Genomic DNA, 16,499 nt, shown 5'->3' on the forward strand with positions numbered 1-16,499 from the left:
GGCACGAACCCCCTCCCCCTACCCCCCTCCCGCAAGGGGAGGGGGGACTCAAAGGGGTGACCGGCGGCTCTTGGCGAGGGGCAGGCCATGATCGAGCCGCTGCTGCAGCTCGATGGCGTGGTGAAGCGCTTCGGCCGCGCGCCCGACGCGGTGCAGGCGGTCGACGGCGTGTCGCTCACGGTCGCGCCGGGCGAGGTGCTGGGCCTGGTCGGCGAGTCCGGCTCGGGCAAGTCGACCCTCGGACGGCTGGCGGCGCGGCTGGCCGATCCCGACAGCGGCGCGATCCGCTTCGCCGGGCAGGACGTCACCCGCCGCCAGGGCCATGCCCTCGGGCCGCTCAGGGCGCAGATCCAGCTGGTGTTCCAGGACCCCGCCGGCTCGCTCAACCCGCGCGACACGGTCGGCACGGCGGTCGAGGACCCGCTGCGCGTCGCCGGCGTGGTGCGGGCCGAGCGGCGCGGCCGCGTCGCCTGGCTGCTCGATCGGGTCGGGCTGGGCTCGGGCCTTGCCGACAGATACCCGCATGAGTTGTCCGGCGGCCAGCGCCAGCGCGTCGCCATCGCCCGGGCGCTCGCTCCGCGGCCGCGGCTGGTGATCTGCGACGAGCCGGTCTCGGCGCTCGACGTCTCGGTCCGCGCCCAGGTGCTGGACCTGCTGGCCGAGCTCAGGGCCGAACTGGGCCTGGCCTATCTCTTCATCAGCCACGACCTGGCGGTGGTGCGCCATGTCGCCGACCGGGTGGCGGTGATGCATCTGGGCCGCATCGTCGAGAGCGGGCCGACCGGGCGGGTCTGGGCGCAGCCCGGCCATCCCTACACGAGGGCGCTGCTCTCCGCCGTGCCGCGGCTGCGCCCGGCGCCGGGGGCGCAGCGCATCCTGCTGCAGGGCGACCCGCCCAGCCCGCGCCGGCCGCCCAGCGGCTGCCGCTTCCGCACCCGCTGCCCGCTCGCCTTCGACCGCTGCGCGCGGGAGGACCCGCCGCGGGTCGACCTCGGCGGGGGACAAGAGGCGGCGTGCCTGATCGCGGGAGAGGGATCGTGAGCCGCTACCGCGCCCGCGTGAACGCCAGCCACACCCCGCCGCCGATCAGGCAGACGCCGCCGGTGCGCGACACCAGCCGCACATGCCGGCGCGACAGGGCGCTGCCGGCCCGGCCGGTCGCCAGGGCGTACATGCCGTCGGACAGCGCCGCGACGATCAGGGCGGTGACGCCGAGCAGCAGCACCTGGCTCGACTGGTCGCCGCCGGGCTGCACGAACTGGGGAATGAAGGCGCCGAAGAACAGCAGCATCTTCGGGTTGCTCAGCGCCACCAGCAGGCCCTGCAGCACGAAGCCACCGCGCGGTGGCCGCAGGCTTCCGGGCTCGGCCGCCGGGTCCGGGGCGCGCAGCAGCTTCCAGCCGATCCAGACCAGATACGCGGCGCCGGCCAGGCGCAGCCAGTCGAACCAATGGCCCATCGCCTCGACCACCGCGGCGAGGCCGACCACCAGCACGCCGAGCATGACCAGCAGGCCGATCTGTCCGCCGAGCACGTTGAGCAGCCCGGCGCGGGTGCCGTGGGTCAGGCTGTTGGCGATGATCAGCGTCACCGACGGCCCCGGGATGATCGCGACCAGGATGCAGGCGGCGATGTAGGCGAGATAGACCTCGATGGTCATGGGCGGCCTCCTCCGAACCGAAGCGGCCACGCTCCCACGGCCGGGGGCGGCAGGGAAGGGGCTATCCCTTCGCCTTGGCCGCCGCGGCCATCGCCTGCTCGGCGATGATGCCCATCGAGGCGGCGGCGCCGCCCAGCGACCAGCCGCCATCGACCGGCAGCACCGCGCCGGTGATGAAGACGGCCAGCGGGGAGGAGAGGAGGCGGCAGGCGGCGGCGATGTCCTCGGCCGCGCCCATCCGGCCCAGCGGCACGCTGCGCTGGACCAAAGCGCGGGCCTGCGGCGTCGGCGCCAGCCGGGCCATGCCCTCGGTCCCGTCGATCGGGCCGGGGATGACGGAGTTGATGCGGATGCCGTCGCGGCCCCACTCCATCGCCAGCACCCGGGTCAGCATGTCGACGCCGGCCTTGGCGGCGCAGACATGGGCCTGCATCGCCATCGGCGCCTCAGCCTGCGGGGCGGAGATGTTGATCACCGACGCCCCCGGCTTGCGCAGGAACGGGTGGGCGGCGCGCAGCACGTGGAAGCTGCCCAGCAGGTCGATGTCGACCACAGACTTGAAGCCGTTCGCCGACATGCCCAGCGCCGGCGCCGGGAAGTTCCCCGCGGCGCCCGAGACCAGCACGTCGAGATCGCCCCAGGCGTCATGCACGGCCTTCAGCGCCGCCTCGGTGGCGGCGTAGTCGCGCACATCGGCGGCGGCACCCATGGCCTCGGCGCCCGTCTCGCGCAGCCGGGCCACGGCGGCGTCGACCTTCTCCTGGCTGCGGCTCATCACCGCCACCCGCGCCCCGGCCCGGGCGAAGCCCAGCGCGATGCCGAGGTTGATGCCGCTGGTGCCGCCGGCGACGAACACTGCCTTGCCGGCGAAGTCGATCACTTCACCCATGATCTCGTTCCCTTCCCTCGGGGCCATCGGGTGAAAGCCCTCCCCACACTGTCATTGCCGGGCTTGACCCAGCAATCCAGAAGGTCTCGACAGTCTCTGGATGCCCGGGTCAAGCCCGGGCATGACAGCAAGGGGGCTCCACTCTAGCGGCCTGGTGCCTCAGTGCGCTTCGGCCCAGCTGTGCCCGATCCCGGCCTCGGCGATCAGCGGCACCTCCAGCGTCGCTGCCGACTGCATCACCGCTTGAGCCAGCTCGGCGGTGCGCTGGGCCTCGTCCTCCGGCGCCTCGAACAGCAGCTCGTCATGCACCTGCAGCAGCATCCGCGCCTTCAGCCCGGCATCGGCCAGCGCATGCGGCAGCTTGCCCATGGCGCGCTTGATGATGTCGGCCGCGGTGCCCTGGATCGGGGCGTTGATGGCCTGGCGCTCGGCGAAGGCGCGGCGGGCCGGGTTGGGGTCCTTGATTCCCGGCACGTGGCATTTGCGGCCGAACAGGGTCTCGACCCAGCCGCGCTCGCGCGCCACGCGCTTGGTCTCGTCCATCCAGGCCTTCAGCTCCGGCAGCCGGTCGAGATATGCGCGGATGAAGGCCGTGGCCTCGCCCTGCGGGATGCCCAGCTGCGCCGCGAGGCCGAAGCCGGAGATGCCGTAGATGATGCCGAAATTGATGGCCTTGGCCTTGCGCCGCGTCTCCGGCGTCATCTCCGCCAGCGGCACGTTGAACACCTGGCTGGCGGTCATCGCATGGATGTCGGTGCCGTCAAGGAAGGCCTGCTTCAGCAGCGCCACATCGGCGATCTGCGCCACCAGCCGCAGCTCGATCTGGCTGTAGTCGACCGAGACCAGCCTGTGCCCCGGCTCCGCCACGAAGGCGTAGCGGATCTTGCGCCCCTCCTCGGTGCGGATCGGGATGTTCTGCAGGTTCGGCTCGTTCGAGGACAGGCGGCCGGTGTTGGTCGCGGCCAGCGAGAAGGAGGTGTGGACCCGCCCGCTCTTCTCGTTGATCTGGGCCTGCAGCGCGTCGGTGTAGGTGCCCTTCAGCTTGGCCAGCTGGCGCCATTCCAGGATCTGGCTGGCGATGGTGTGGCCCTGTGCCGCCAACTGCTCCAGCACGCTCGAATCGGTGGAATAGGCGCCGGTCTTGCTGCTCTTCTTGCCGCCGGGGATGCCCAGGCGCTCGAACAGCACCTCGCCCAGCTGCTTCGGGCTGCCGACGTTGAACGGGCCCTGGGCCGAGACATGGATCTCCGCCTCCAGCGCCGCCATGCGCTCGGCGAATTCCATCGACAGCCGGGCCAAAGCGGCGCGGTCGACCTTGATCCCCGCCATCTCCATGTCCGAGATGACGCCGACCAGCGGCCGTTCGATGGTCTCGTAGACCGTCGTCATGCGCTCGCCGACCAGCCGCGGCTTCAGCAGCATGTGCAGGCGCAGGGTGATGTCGGCGTCCTCGGCGGCATAGGCCAGGGCCTTGTCCAGCGGCACCTTGTCGAAGGTGATGGCGTTCTTGCCGGTGCCGCAGACCGAGGAATAGGGGATGGTGCGGTGCTGCAGATGCAGCTCCGACAGCTCATCCATGCCATGGCCATGCGCCCCGCCGTCGAGGACGTAGGAGATCAGCATGGTGTCGTCCCATGGCGTGATCGGCAGGCCGATATCGGGCCGGCCCAGCACATGGGCGTCGTATTTCAGGTTGTGCCCGACCTTCAGCACCGACGGGTCGACCAGCACCGGCCCCAGGATGCGGCGGATCTCCGCGATCGGGATCTGCTGCAGCGTCTGGCCGCCGAAGTTCAGCCCGTCGCCCTCCGGCGGCACATGGGCCACCGGGATGTAGCAGGCCTTGCCGGGGGCGACGGCCAGGGAGATGCCGCACAGCATCGCCGCCTCGGCGTCCAGCGAGTTGGTCTCGGTGTCGATCGCCAGCACCCCGGCCTCGACCGCCGCATCGGCCCAGCGCTGCAGCGCCGCCACGTCCTGCACCAGCTGGTAGTCCTGGGCGATCGCCTCCGGCTTGCCGGGCGCGGCCAGGTCCGGCTCGTCGTCGCCGGTGGTGCCCAGCTTGTCGAACGACGCCTCGACCCGGGTGATGGTCGACCGGAACTCCATCTCCTCCAGGAAGCGCACCAGCTTCGACCGGTCCGGCGGCCGGGCGACGATGCCCTCGAGGCCGAACGGCACCGGCGCGTCGCTGCGCAGCTTCACCAGCTCGCGGCTGATCCGCGCCTGCTCGGCATACTGGATCAGGGATTCTCGCCGCTTCGGCTGCTTGATCTCGCCGGCCCGGGCCAGCAGGGCATCGAGGTCGCCATATTCGGTGATCAGCTGGGCCGCGGTCTTGATGCCGATGCCGGGCACGCCCGGCACGTTGTCGACGCTGTCGCCGGCCAGGGCCTGCACGTCGATCACCCGGTCCGGCGCCACGCCGAACTTCTCCATCACCTCGGCGGCGTCGATCGGCTTGTTCTTGATCGGGTCCAGCATGGTCACGCCGTCGCCGACCAGCTGCATCATGTCCTTGTCGGAGGAGACGATGACGGCGCGCGATCCCTCCTCCCGCGCCATCCGGCAATAGGTGGCGATGATGTCGTCGGCCTCGAAGCCCTCGATCTCGATGCCCGGCAGGTTGAAGGCCTCGCTGGTGGCGCGGATCAGCGGGAATTGCGGGATCAGCTCCTCCGGCGGGTCCGGCCGCTGCGCCTTGTAGGCGGGGTAGATCTCCTTGCGGAAGCTGCGCTCCGACTTGTCGTAGATCACCGCCAGGTGGTCGGCGTCGAGATCGGCCAAGAGGCGGATCAGCATGTTGGTGAAGCCGTAGACGGCGTTCACCGGCAGCCCGTCCGACTTGCGCATCATCATCGGCAAGGCGTGGAAGGCGCGGAAGATGTAGCCCGAGCCGTCGATCAGATAATAGGTCTTCGGCGTGGTCGACATCGGCGGGCCCTCTCCGGACGGGAACAGAGCGCGACCATGCCGCGCCGGAGGGCGGGTGTCCACCCGGTCGGGCGGCGCTCAGGCCGGCTGGAACAGCTCGACCACGTTGCCGGACGGGTCCTCGCACAGGATCTGCCGGCCGCCGGGGCCGGTGACGATGTCGTTGCGGAACCGCACGCCGCGGCCGCGCAGATCGGCGACCAACGTCGGCAGGTCGTCGACCTGGAGCACGAATCGGTTCCAGCCGCCGGGCTCCGGCCTGCTTCCGTCCGGCATCGGCCGGCTGGCCGAGGCGGCGGGACCGGCGACCCACAGGGTCAGCCCGTCCCGCTCGAGGATCGCCATGGCCGGCCCGAACTGCTGCTGCAGCCGGAATCCCAGGCTCTCCGTATAGAATGCGACCGCTTGGTCCACGTCGCGGACGATGTACCGGACCGACGCCATGACGCTGCCTCCCTGGGTGAGCCGGCCGAAAAGATAGCTCCGGCGACGGCATGCGGACAGGGCGTGACCGTGTGATTGTGTTTACTGATCGGTTAACTGATTGCTATACGAAATCAGAAAGCGAGATCACCTGGAGGAACGCCGCCATGTCCAAGCTCGTCGTCCGCGCCTTCTCCATATCGCTCGACGGCTACGGCGCCGCGCCGGAGCAGAGTCTCGAGAACCCGTTCGGCAAGGGCGGCATGGTGCTGCCGCAATGGGCCTTCCCGACCCGCACCATGCAGAGGATGGTGTTCGGCAAGGAGGATGGCGAGACCGGCATCGACGAGGATTTCGCCGCCCGCAGCTTCGAAAATCTCGGCGCCTGGATCCTGGGCCGGAACATGTTCGGACCGGTGCGCGGCCCCTGGCCCGACGACAGCTGGAAGGGCTGGTGGGGCGACACCCCGCCCTATCACGTGCCGGTCTTCGTCCTGACCCACCATGCCCGGCCGTCGATCGAGATGAAGGGCGGCACCGTCTTCCACTTCGTCACCGACGGCATCGATTCGGCGCTGCGCCAGGCGCGGCAGGCCGCTGGCAACAAGGATGTGCGGGTCGGCGGCGGCGTCGCCACCGTCCGGCAGTACCTGGCCAGGGGCCTGATCGACGAGATGCACCTGGCCCAGGCGCCGGTTCTGCTGGGCAGCGGCGAGAACCTGTTCGCCGGGCTCGACCTCGCCGCCCTCGGCTATGCCGTCGGCGAGCGCGTCAGCAGCCCGAAAGCCACCCACATCATGGTGACGAAGCAGCGCTGAGGGGCCTTACCCCAGCAGCGCCGCCAGCACGGCGTCCAGGCGCTGGCGGCCGGCGGGGGTGGCCATGATGCGGCTTCCAGTCTCCGCCAGGAAGCCGCCGGCCACCAGCCTGTCCAGCCGGCGGCGGTCGATCGCGCGGTCGAAGGGCAGGCCGGATTCGTCGGCGATGCGCGACTTCGGCACGCCCTCGGCCAGGCGCAGCCCCATCATCAGCATCTCGTCGCGCCGGCTTTCCGGCGGCACCGCCTCGCGCTCATGCTCGGCATGGCCGGCGGCCTCGACCCGCCCCAGCCACACCTCCGGCGCCCGGTGGGTGCGGGTGCCCCATTTGCCGTCGTTCAGCGTCAGCCTGCCATGCGCGCCCGGTCCCACGCCGACATAGTCGCCATAGCGCCAATAGGTCAGGTTGTGGCGCGATTCCTCACCCGGCCGGGCGTGGTTCGAGATCTCGTAGCCGGGCAGGCCGGCCGAGCCCAGCACCTCGGCCGTGGCCTCGTAAAGCGCGGCCTGAGTGTCCTCGTCCGGCAGCACCAGCTCGCCGCGGGAATAGAGCGTGTGGAAGCGGGTGCCCTGCTCGATCGTCAGCTGATAGGCCGAGATGTGGCCGACGGCGTGGTCTAGCGCCCGGCGCAGTTCCGCCGTCCAGCCGGCCACGGTCTGGCCCGGCCGGGCGTAGATCATGTCGAAGGAGAAGCGGCCGAAATGCCGGGCGGCCAGGCCGACGGCGGCCAGCGCCTCCTCGGCCGAATGGTTGCGGCCGAGGAAGCGCAGCGACGCCTCGTCCAGCGCCTGGACGCCGAGCGACACCCGGTTCACCCCGGCGGCGCGGAAGCCGGAGAAGAGATGCGATTCGACCGAGGTCGGGTTCGCCTCCAGCGTGATCTCGACATCCGGCGCCAGGCCCCAGCGCTCGGCGGCACGGTCGATCACCGCAGCGGCGGTGGCCGGCTGCATCAGCGACGGGGTGCCGCCGCCGAAGAAGATCGAGGTCAGCGTCCGGCCCGGCGTCAGGTCGGCGAAATGGTCCAACTCCGCCACCAGCGCCCGGCGCCAGCGCTCATGCTCGACCTGCTCCCGGACATGCGAGTTGAAGTCGCAATACGGGCATTTCGACCGGCAGAACGGCCAATGGACATAGAGGGCGAAGCCGGGGGCGGTCATCCGCCCTCGAAGCAGCGCGCCACCAGCTTGCGGAAGGCGTCGGCGCGGTGGCTCATGGCGTGCTTCTCGGCCGATTCCATCTCGCCGAAGGTGCGGTCATGGCCGTCCGGCACGAAGATCGGGTCGTAGCCGAAGCCCTTGGTGCCGCGCGCCGGCCAGGCCAGCCGGCCGCGGATCTCGCCCTCGACCGTCTCGCAATGGCCGTCCGGCCAGCACAGCGACAGGGCGCAGACGAAGCGGGCGCTGCGGTCCGGGTTGTCGCCCAGCTTCAGCCGCACCTGCTCCATGGCATAGGCGAAGTCGCGGCCGGTCCCGTCGGGCTTCTCGGCCCAGCGGGCGGAGTAGATGCCGGGATCGCCGCCCAGGCCGGTGACGGACACGCCGCTGTCGTCGGCCAGCGACGGCAGGCCGGTGGCCGCGGCGACGAAGCGGGCCTTCAACTCGGCATTGGCGATGAAGGTCGTTCCGGTCTCCTCCGGCTCCGGCACGCCGTGGTCGGCGGCGGAGGTCAGGCGCGCCACGCGGCCTTCCAGCAGGGCGGCGATCTCCGGGATCTTGCCCTTGTTGTGGCTGGCGATGACCAGGTGGTCGCCGGCGAAGCGGCGGGCGGGGGAGGCGGCGTTCGTCATGATGGGCATCAGATACGCGCGCCGGAGGCTGGAATCAAAGGCGGCGGTTGGTGCACTGTGTCGCCTCCAACGCATGGCGGTAGGGGCGAGGACGATGAAGGTCGCATTCCTGGGCATGGGCGTCATGGGCGCGCCGATGGCGGGGCATCTGGTCAAGGCGGGGCACGAGGTCACCGTCTTCAACCGCACCGCGGCGAAGGCCGAGGCCTGGGCGGAGCGCCATGGCGGGGCCTGGGCGCCGACCCCGGCTGAGGCGGCGAAGGACGCCGCCATCGTGTTCATGTGCGTCGGCAACGACGACGACATCCGCTCCGTGGTCAAGGGGCCGGACGGCGCCTTCGCCGGCATGTCCGGCAGCGCCATCCTGGTCGACCACACCACCGCGTCGGCCGACATCGCCCGCGAGCTGGAGGCCGAGGCCGACCGGCTGGGCTTCGGCTTCCTCGACGCGCCGGTCTCCGGCGGCCAGGCGGGGGCGGAGAACGGCGTGCTGACGGTGATGTGCGGCGGGCGCGACGCGGTCTTTGCCATCGCCAAGCCGGTGATCGACAGCTATGCCCGCGCCTGCACCCTGATGGGCCCGGCGGGGTCTGGCCAGCTGACCAAGATGGTCAACCAGATCTGCATCGCCGGGCTGGTCCAGGCCCTGGCCGAGGGGCTGAACTTCGCCCAGAAGGCGGGGCTCGACGGCAACCTGGTGCTCGACGTCATCTCCAAGGGCGCGGCGCAGAGCTGGCAGATGGAGAATCGCGGCCGCACCATGCTGCAGGGCAAGTTCGACTTCGGCTTCGCCATCGACTGGATGCGCAAGGACCTGGGCATCTGTTTCCAGGAGGCGAAGACCAACGGCGCCCGGCTGCCGGTGACGGCGCTGGTCGACCAGTTCTACTCCGCGGTCCAGGCCAAGGCCGGCGGCCGGGTGGATACGTCCAGCCTGCTGCTGGCTCTCCAAGACTGAAGCCGGGATGACTTAAGCCGTCATCGCGAGGCACGAAGCGCCGTGGCGATCCACAGGCCGGTGCCGCTGGATCGCCACACCCCTGCGGGGCTCGCGATGACGGTTCTGTTGCATTTGTTGGTACGACACTCTGGCTGGGTTTATTCTCCTCTCGGGGAGGATCGCGTATGGCTTCGGATCTGTTCGATCGCCAGATGGCGATGTACACCAGCTTCCACCGCGACGGCCGCAACCGGCTGACCCATTTCTTCGGCATCCCGGCGATCATCCTGGCGGTGCTGGTGGCGCTGGCGACGGTGCCGCTCGGCAGCATCGGCGGCTGGCCGGCGACGCTGGCCGATCTCGTCGCCCTGCTGGTCTGGCTGCTCTGGATCGCGCTCGATCTCGGGCTCGGCCTGGCCATGGCGGTGGTGGTGATCCCGGGGCTGATCGTCGCCCATGCCGTGGCCGGCGGCGCGTCGGCCACGGTCACCTGGACCGTCGTCGCCGTGCTGTTCGTCGGCGGCTGGGCGCTGCAGCTGGTCGGCCATGCCTATGAAGGCAAGCGGCCGGCCTTCCTGTCGAACCTGTTCCAGCTGCTGATCGGCCCGATGTTCCTGATGGCCGAGACCGCCTTCGCCCTCGGCCTCCGCTCCGGCCTGAAGCACCGGGTCGAGGCTGCGGCGGCGGCGTGGGGCCGGAGACCGTCGTAGGACTGCCCTGACGACCGGTGGCGGCTGTCTTCAGAAGCCGGGCCGCGACCCGGCTAAGGCCCGACCACGCCCGGCGGCTCGGCGCCGGCGGCGCAGGACTCCAAGCCCTGGATCGCCTGCCAGAGATTGCCTGCGGCGATGGTCAGGGTCTCCTCCGGCACCGGCTTGCCGCCGCGGATCGCGGTGAAGCGCAGCGTCGCCTCGTCGGCATCGAGCGTTTCCTGCAGCGCCGGCGTCTCCTCCAGCGTGAAGCGCCAGGTCGGCAGGCCGGGCGACGCGACCGGGACCGCGACGGTGTGAGTCCCCAGCCGCAACTCGGCCGTGCCCTCGGGCTCGAACCGTCCGCCGGCCTTCGCCAGCCCGGGGGCGGAGACCAGGATCTCGATCCGGTTCCGCTCGTCGCGCCGCACCCACTCCGTCTGGCCGGCCTGACCGCCGAGCCGGAGGAAGCAGACATTGCCGGGCAGCCGGTACAGGACCGGCCCGCCCGCTTCAGGCGCGTAGTCGATCAGCTTCTCGGCCTGGGGCAGGGCGGTCAGGCCGCGGAGCGCCGAGAGGGCGTTCGAGATCGCCTCGGGGACTCCGGGCACGGGGGCGCTGATCCCCATGAACAGGGAGACGATCACCCAGTGCCAGATCGAGAACGCGCCCATGAAGCCCTCCCGCCCGCGGGCCGGCAGGATTTCACGGGCACGCCCTGCAACTCAAGCGCCGGGGCGCCGCATCCCCGGCAGGACGCAGAGCCTTTTTGAGAATGCGCTGGCGTGAGTCGGCTGGCGGTGGTTTCGAGAACCGGAGCGCAGCGCACGTTTGGTGCGTGAGCACCGGAAGCTTCGAGTCCGCCGTCAGACGGCCTCGCCATAGCGTTCGCGAAAGGGCTCTCAGCCCTCGCCCAGCGCCGCCTTCTGGATCGCCGCCAACTCGGCCGTGCCCTGCTCGGCCAGCGCCAGCAGCGCCTCGAACTCGGCCCGGCTGAACGGGGTCTGCTCCGCCGTCGCCTGCACCTCGACCAGCCCGCCCTTGCCGGTGATGACGAAGTTGGCGTCGGCCTGGGCGCTCGAATCCTCGGCGTAGTCGAGGTCCAGCACCGCCTGGCCCTGATAGAGCCCGCAGGAGATGGCGGCGACGCTGTCAATCAGCGGCAGCGCCTTGATCTTGCGGATCTGCACCAGGTGGCGCAGCGCCAGCACCAGCGCGACATAGCCGCCGGTGATCGCGGCGGTGCGGGTGCCGCCATCGGCCTGCAGCACGTCGCAATCGACCTTGACCTGGATCTCGCCCAGCGCCTTCAGGTCGGTGACGGCGCGCAGCGACCGGCCGATCAGGCGCTGGATCTCCTGCGTCCGCCCGGTCTGCTTGCCGCGTGCCGCCTCGCGGTCGGTGCGTTGGTCGGTGGCGCGCGGCAGCATGCCGTATTCCGCCGTGACCCAGCCCTTGCCGCCGTTCTTCAGCCAGGACGGCACCCGCTCATCGACCGAGGCGGTGCACAGCACATGGGTGTCGCCGAACTTCACCAGGCACGAGCCCTCGGCGTATTTGTTGACGTCGGTCTCGAGGCTGATGGCGCGCAGGGCGTCGAAGGCGCGTCCGGACGGTCGCATGGGGTCGCTTTCTGTTCTCGGCGAAGGACGCGCACGCTATCCTCGCGGGTCCTGCCCGTAAAGCCCGGGATCGTTGATTCGGGTGGAACGGTGCCTACATAGCGTGGCGATGGCCATGAGCATGTTGAATGAACTTTCCAGCCGATCCGGCGGCCAAGCGTTCCGGGACCTCGACGAGCGATCGCGGGAGATCTTCCGCCTGATCGTCGATGCCTATGTCCAGTCGGGCGAGCCGGTGGGCAGCCGCACGCTGTCGCGCCGGCTCGGCATGTCGCTGTCGCCGGCGACGATCCGCAACGTCATGTCCGACCTCGAGGATGCCGGGCTGCTCTACGCCCCGCACACCTCGGCCGGGCGGTTGCCGACCGATGCGGGCTTGCGCCTGTTCGTGCATGGGCTGATGCAGCTCGGCGATGTCGGTGAGAGCGAGCGTGCCTCGATCGAGGCACTGTGCGCCCAGGCCGGGCGCGGCGTTTCGGAGATGCTGGAGGAGGCGACCTCCGCCCTCTCCGGCCTGTCGGCCTGCGCCGGGCTGGTGCTGGCGCCGAAGACCGACCGGCCGCTGAAGCATATCGAATTCGTCAACCTGTCGCCCGGCCGCGCCTTGGTGGTGCTGGTGACCGAGGACGGCATGGTCGAGAACCGGGTGCTGGAGGTGCCGCTGGGCCTGCCGGCCTCGACCTTCGTCCATGTCACGAACTATCTCAACGCCCGCATCGTCGGCCGCACCATCGGCGAGGCCCGGGCCGAGGTGCTGGGCGAGATCGAGGCGCAGAAGAGCCAGCTCGACAGCCTCGCCGCCAAGGTGGTGGCGGCCGGCCTCGCCACCTGGAGCGGCGGCGGGGGCGGCACGCTGATCGTCAAAGGCCAGTCGCGCCTGCTCAACGACGTCACCGCGCTGGAGGATCTGGAGCGCATCCGCGGCCTGTTCCAGGCGCTGGAGACCAAGGAGGCGCTGCTCAAGATGCTCGACGCGGCCAACGCCGCCGAGGGCGTGCAGATCTTCATCGGCGCCGAGAACGGGCTGTTCAGCCACACCGGCTGCTCGATGATCATCGCCCCGTACAAGGGCAGCGACCAGCGCGTGGTCGGCGCCGTCGGCGTGATCGGGCCGACCCGGCTGAACTATGCGCGCATCATCCCGATGGTGGATTACACCGCGAAGATGATAGGCCGTCTCCTCAGAACCAACGAGACCACGAACCAGGTAGCATGATGCACAACAAGACGATGTCCGCCGAGCCCCGCCCCGAGGCGACGGAGCCGGAGACCGGGGCCGCGAGGCCCGAGGTCGAGGGTGTCGCCGAATCCGAGGCCGCGGACGGCGGCGACGCGGCATTGACCGCGGCGCTGGAGCGGATCGCCGAGCTCGAGGCCGAGACCGCCAAGCTGAAGGACCAGACGCTGCGCGCCATGGCGGAGACCGAGAACATCCGCCGCCGGTCGGAGCGCGAGCGCGAGGACACGGCGAAATACGCCATCTCCGGCTTCGCCAAGTCGCTGCTCGACGCCGCCGACAACCTGCGCCGCGCCATCGACGCGGTGCCGGCCGAGGCGGTCGAGGCCGATGCGGCGCTGAAGACCCTGGTCGACGGCGTCGCCGCCACCGAGCGCCAGCTGCTCGCCGCCTTCGAGCGCCACGGCGTGACCCGGATCGAGCCGGTCGGCGAGACCTTCGACCCGAACTTCCACCAGGCCATGTTCGAGCTGCCGGGCACCGGCAAGCCGTCCGGCACCGTCGTCCAGGTGGTCCAGCCCGGCTATGTGCTGCAGGGCCGGTTGCTGCGCCCGGCGATGGTTGGCGTGGCGCGGGGCGAATGATGCGGCGCCTCGGCCTCCTGGCCCTGCTGCTGGCGGTGGCGGTCGGCGCCGCCGCCTGCGAGCGGTCGTCGGACAAGCCGGCCAAGGGCGTCTATATGGGCGCCGGTGCCGGCGTCTCGGTCCCCTCCTGACGCATGGCGGCACCCGCCGCCATGTGCGGCGGGCGACACGAAACCGTCATCGAGCGCGAGTAGCGTCGCCGCTTCCCGCATGATCGGGGTATTCTGAGGCTCGCTGCTCGAGGCGCGTTGGCATGGCCGGTCCGATCTATCGCCACCTGTTCGGCATCGGCGTGATCGCCGCTCTGGTGATCGCGCTGCTGCTCGTCTCGGCCGGGACCGGCGGGATCGGCGTCTGGCTGGCGGCGGGCGGCATGCTGATCGTGGTCGGCGTGGCCGGCCTGTTCGCCTGGCGCCTGCTGCGCGACCTCGACCTGCTGCGCCGGCACATCGAGGCCTCGACCGCCGAGGCGCCGGAGCGGCCGCCGCGGCCCGCGACCGAGATCGGCCAGATCCTGTTCCTGCACCTGCAGCGGCTGCAGCGCCATGCCCGCGGCCGCGAGCGCAGCCTGGCGGTCGAGCTGCAGACCGCGTCGGAGATCCTGGAGGCGCAGGACGACCCGATCCTGGTGCTGGCCGGCGACCGCAGCGTGCTGCGCGCCAACGGCGCCGCCGAGCGGCTGTTCGGCGAGGGGCTGCTGGGCCGCGACCTGGCCGAGGCGATCCGTCATCCGGAGATCATCGCCGCGGTCGACGCCGTCCTCGCCGGCGGTCCGATGCTGACCGTGCCGCTGAACCTGCCGGTGCCGATCGAGCGCGAATTCGAGGTGCGAATCCAGCGCTTCGAGCGGCGCGGCGACGCGGGCGAGCGCGAATCCGGCGACCGGCCCGAGCCGGCGCTGCTGGTCACCTTCTACGACCTCACCGCGTCCAAGCGGGTCGAGCAGATGCGGGCCGACTTCGTCGCCAATGCCAGCCATGAGCTGCGCACGCCGCTGTCGAGCCTGATGGGCTTCATCGAGACGCTGCGCGGCCCGGCGAAGGACGATGCGGCGGCGCGCGAGCGCTTCCTCGGCATCATGCAGCAGCAGGCCGAGCGCATGTCGCGGCTGGTCAACGACCTCTTGTCGCTGTCGCGGATCGAGCTGGACGAGCATGTGCCGCCGACCGGGCGGGTCACCGTCGGCCCGCTGCTGCAATCGGTGGCCGACGCGCTGGAGCTCAAGGCGCAGCGCAAGGCGCAGCGGCTCGAGCTCGACCTGGCGCCGGACCTGCCCCAGGTGGTCGGGGATTCCGACCAGCTGTATCAGGTGTTCCAGAACCTGGTGTCGAACGCCATCAACTACGGCCGCCAGGGCGGCGTCGTCGGCCTGTCCGCCCGCACCGTCGGGGAGGGGCGACGGACCAGCCTGGTGGTGAGCGTCAGCGATCAGGGCGAAGGCATCGCCCGCGAGCATCTGCCGCGCCTGACCGAACGCTTCTACCGGGTCGACCCGGCGCGCAGCCGCGCCGTCGGCGGCACCGGCCTGGGCCTCGCCATCGTCAAGCACATCGTCAGCCGCCACCGCGGCCGGCTGGAGATCGACAGCGAGGTCGGCCGCGGCAGCGTCTTCACCGTGCACCTGCCCGCGGCGCCGTCCGGCAAGGCCGCCGGCCAGGCGGTTCATAAAACTGTAACCGAACTGTCTTAAAAGCTTCGGTGGTGGCGACTTATAGCCTGCGCTCGGACACGGCACAGGCCGTCTGACCGTACGGCGCCTAAGGGGGGCGCCGCACCATCACAGGGAGATTCCCGTGAAGCTGTTTTCACGATCCATCCTCCGCGGCGCCGCGATCGGCGCGGCGCTCGCCCTCGTGGCGGGCGCGTCCCAGGCGGCCGACATCACCGGCGCCGGCGCAACCTTCCCGGCCCCGGTCTACGCCAAGTGGGCGGACACCTATAAGAAGGAAAGCGGCGTCGGCCTGAACTACCAGGCGATCGGCTCCGGCGGCGGCATCAACCAGATCAAGGCCAAGACCGTCACCTTCGGCGCTTCCGACATGCCGCTGAAGTCCGAAGACCTGGACGCCGCCGGGCTGGTGCAGTTCCCGATGGTCATGGGCGGGGTCGTGCCGGTCGTGAACATCCCCGGCGTCGAGCCGGGCAAGCTGGTGCTCGATGGCGAGACCATCGCCGAGATCTATCTGGGCGAGATCACCAAGTGGGATGACGCCAAGATCAAGAAGCTGAATCCCGACCTCAACCTGCCCAGCACCGACATCGCCCCGGCCTATCGCGCCGACGGCTCCGGCACCACCTTCCTGTTCACCAACTACCTGTCGGCCGTGAACGCCAAGTTCAAGGACAGCGTCGGTGCCAGCACCTCGGTGCAGTGGCCGACGGGCATCGGCGGCAAGGGCAATGCCGGCGTCGCCGGCGCCGTGCAGCAGACCGAGGGCGGCATCGGCTATGTCGAATACGCCTACGTCAAGCAGAACAAGCTGACCTATGCCAAGATGGTCAACCATGACGGCAAGGTGCTCGAGCCGAGCCTGAAGACCTTCCAGGCCGCCGCCGCCAACGCGGATTGGGCCAACGCCAAGAACTACTACCTGATCCTGACCAACCAGCCGGGTGCGGAGAGCTGGCCGATCACCGGCGCCAGCTTCATCCTGATGTACAAGCAGCCGCAGGATCCGGCGGCCGCCGCCACCGCGCTGCAGTTCTTCGCCTGGGCCTATGCCAAGGGCACCGCGGACGCCGAAGGCCTCGACTACGTGCCGATGCCGAAGGCGGTCGTCGACATGGTCGAGAAGACCTGGAACGACAACATCAAGGGCGCCGACGGCAAGCCGATCTGGACCGCGTCCAAGTGATCGCAGCCCGCCGTTGATCGATACGGCACCGTGCGGGTCGCGACCGACCGCACGGTGC

17 protein-coding genes are annotated in these 16,499 nt (G+C 70.4%); 9 read left to right on the forward strand and 8 right to left on the reverse strand.

All coding sequences use genetic code 11. The features are described from left to right. The first annotated feature begins 87 nt into the window (after nt 1-87). On the forward strand, nt 88-1,041 hold the full coding sequence (locus ABDW35_RS15580) for an oligopeptide/dipeptide ABC transporter ATP-binding protein (RefSeq protein WP_343714794.1): 954 nt from the start codon (nt 88-90) through the stop codon (nt 1,039-1,041). Between the two features lie 4 nt (nt 1,042-1,045). On the opposite strand, the gene ABDW35_RS15585 is transcribed toward ABDW35_RS15580, so the two are convergent. The 4 genes from ABDW35_RS15585 to ABDW35_RS15600 form a co-directional block, all read right to left on the reverse strand. Beyond that, nucleotides 1,046-1,660: a LysE family translocator gene (locus ABDW35_RS15585; protein WP_343714795.1), complete on the reverse strand. Its 615-nt coding sequence runs from the start codon at nt 1,658-1,660 to the stop codon at nt 1,046-1,048. 61 nt (nt 1,661-1,721) lie between these two features. Then, complete coding sequence (locus ABDW35_RS15590) at nt 1,722-2,549, reverse strand: SDR family oxidoreductase (RefSeq protein WP_343714796.1); 828 nt, start codon at nt 2,547-2,549, stop codon at nt 1,722-1,724. 159 nt (nt 2,550-2,708) lie between these two features. Then, complete coding sequence (gene polA / locus ABDW35_RS15595; RefSeq protein WP_343714797.1) at nt 2,709-5,483, reverse strand: DNA polymerase I; 2,775 nt, start codon at nt 5,481-5,483, stop codon at nt 2,709-2,711. Nucleotides 5,484-5,561: 78 nt separating this feature from the next. Next, complete coding sequence (locus ABDW35_RS15600; RefSeq protein ID WP_343714798.1) at nt 5,562-5,927, reverse strand: VOC family protein; 366 nt, start codon at nt 5,925-5,927, stop codon at nt 5,562-5,564. A gap of 146 nt (nt 5,928-6,073) precedes the next feature. Here ABDW35_RS15600 and ABDW35_RS15605 point away from each other — a divergent pair, with 146 nt between their 5' ends. Continuing rightward, a complete protein-coding gene (locus ABDW35_RS15605; protein ID WP_343714799.1) occupies nt 6,074-6,724 on the forward strand; it encodes a dihydrofolate reductase family protein in 651 nt (216 codons plus the stop codon). A 6-nt stretch (nt 6,725-6,730) separates the two neighbouring features. On the opposite strand, the gene hemW is transcribed toward ABDW35_RS15605, so the two are convergent. Next, entirely contained in the window at nt 6,731-7,885 is a 1,155-nt protein-coding gene (hemW, locus tag ABDW35_RS15610) for a radical SAM family heme chaperone HemW (protein WP_343714800.1), read from the reverse strand. Beyond that, a complete protein-coding gene (rdgB, locus tag ABDW35_RS15615; RefSeq protein ID WP_343714801.1) occupies nt 7,882-8,514 on the reverse strand; it encodes an RdgB/HAM1 family non-canonical purine NTP pyrophosphatase in 633 nt (210 codons plus the stop codon). The genes hemW and rdgB overlap by 4 nt, the downstream gene beginning before the upstream one ends. A gap of 94 nt (nt 8,515-8,608) precedes the next feature. On the opposite strand from rdgB, the gene ABDW35_RS15620 reads away from it, so the two are divergent. Further along, complete coding sequence (locus ABDW35_RS15620; RefSeq protein WP_343714802.1) at nt 8,609-9,472, forward strand: NAD(P)-dependent oxidoreductase; 864 nt, start codon at nt 8,609-8,611, stop codon at nt 9,470-9,472. Nucleotides 9,473-9,639: 167 nt separating this feature from the next. Next, on the forward strand, nt 9,640-10,164 hold the full coding sequence (locus tag ABDW35_RS15625; RefSeq protein ID WP_343714803.1) for an Mpo1-like protein: 525 nt from the start codon (nt 9,640-9,642) through the stop codon (nt 10,162-10,164). A 53-nt stretch (nt 10,165-10,217) separates the two neighbouring features. Here ABDW35_RS15625 and ABDW35_RS15630 read toward each other — a convergent pair whose 3' ends face one another. Together ABDW35_RS15630 and rph are read right to left on the reverse strand one after the other, a co-directional pair. Then, a complete protein-coding gene (locus ABDW35_RS15630) occupies nt 10,218-10,817 on the reverse strand; it encodes a hypothetical protein (protein ID WP_343714804.1) in 600 nt (199 codons plus the stop codon). A gap of 228 nt (nt 10,818-11,045) precedes the next feature. Next, entirely contained in the window at nt 11,046-11,765 is a 720-nt protein-coding gene (gene rph / locus ABDW35_RS15635; protein ID WP_343714805.1) for a ribonuclease PH, read from the reverse strand. Between the two features lie 115 nt (nt 11,766-11,880). Here rph and hrcA point away from each other — a divergent pair, with 115 nt between their 5' ends. The 5 genes from hrcA to pstS all read left to right on the forward strand — a co-directional run bounded on the left by hrcA (nt 11,881) and on the right by pstS (nt 16,441). Next, on the forward strand, nt 11,881-12,981 hold the full coding sequence (gene hrcA / locus ABDW35_RS15640) for a heat-inducible transcriptional repressor HrcA (RefSeq protein ID WP_343714806.1): 1,101 nt from the start codon (nt 11,881-11,883) through the stop codon (nt 12,979-12,981). Nucleotides 12,982-12,995: 14 nt separating this feature from the next. Further along, entirely contained in the window at nt 12,996-13,586 is a 591-nt protein-coding gene (grpE, locus tag ABDW35_RS15645; RefSeq protein ID WP_343714807.1) for a nucleotide exchange factor GrpE, read from the forward strand. After that, nucleotides 13,583-13,717 carry a hypothetical protein gene (locus tag ABDW35_RS15650; protein ID WP_343714808.1) on the forward strand — a complete coding sequence of 45 codons (135 nt, stop codon included), beginning with the start codon at nt 13,583-13,585 and terminating at the stop codon, nt 13,715-13,717. Before grpE ends, ABDW35_RS15650 begins: the two co-directional genes overlap by 4 nt. A 122-nt stretch (nt 13,718-13,839) precedes the next feature. Then, nucleotides 13,840-15,276 (forward strand): ATP-binding protein, encoded by a 1,437-nt coding sequence (locus ABDW35_RS15655; RefSeq protein WP_343714809.1) that lies wholly within the window; start codon nt 13,840-13,842, stop codon nt 15,274-15,276. Between the two features lie 103 nt (nt 15,277-15,379). After that, complete coding sequence (gene pstS / locus ABDW35_RS15660; protein WP_343714810.1) at nt 15,380-16,441, forward strand: phosphate ABC transporter substrate-binding protein PstS; 1,062 nt, start codon at nt 15,380-15,382, stop codon at nt 16,439-16,441. Nucleotides 16,442-16,499 lie beyond the last annotated feature (58 nt).

The organism is Inquilinus sp. (assembly GCF_039594555.1).
In the GTDB taxonomy this organism is placed as follows: Bacteria; Pseudomonadota; Alphaproteobacteria; order DSM-16000; family Inquilinaceae; genus Inquilinus.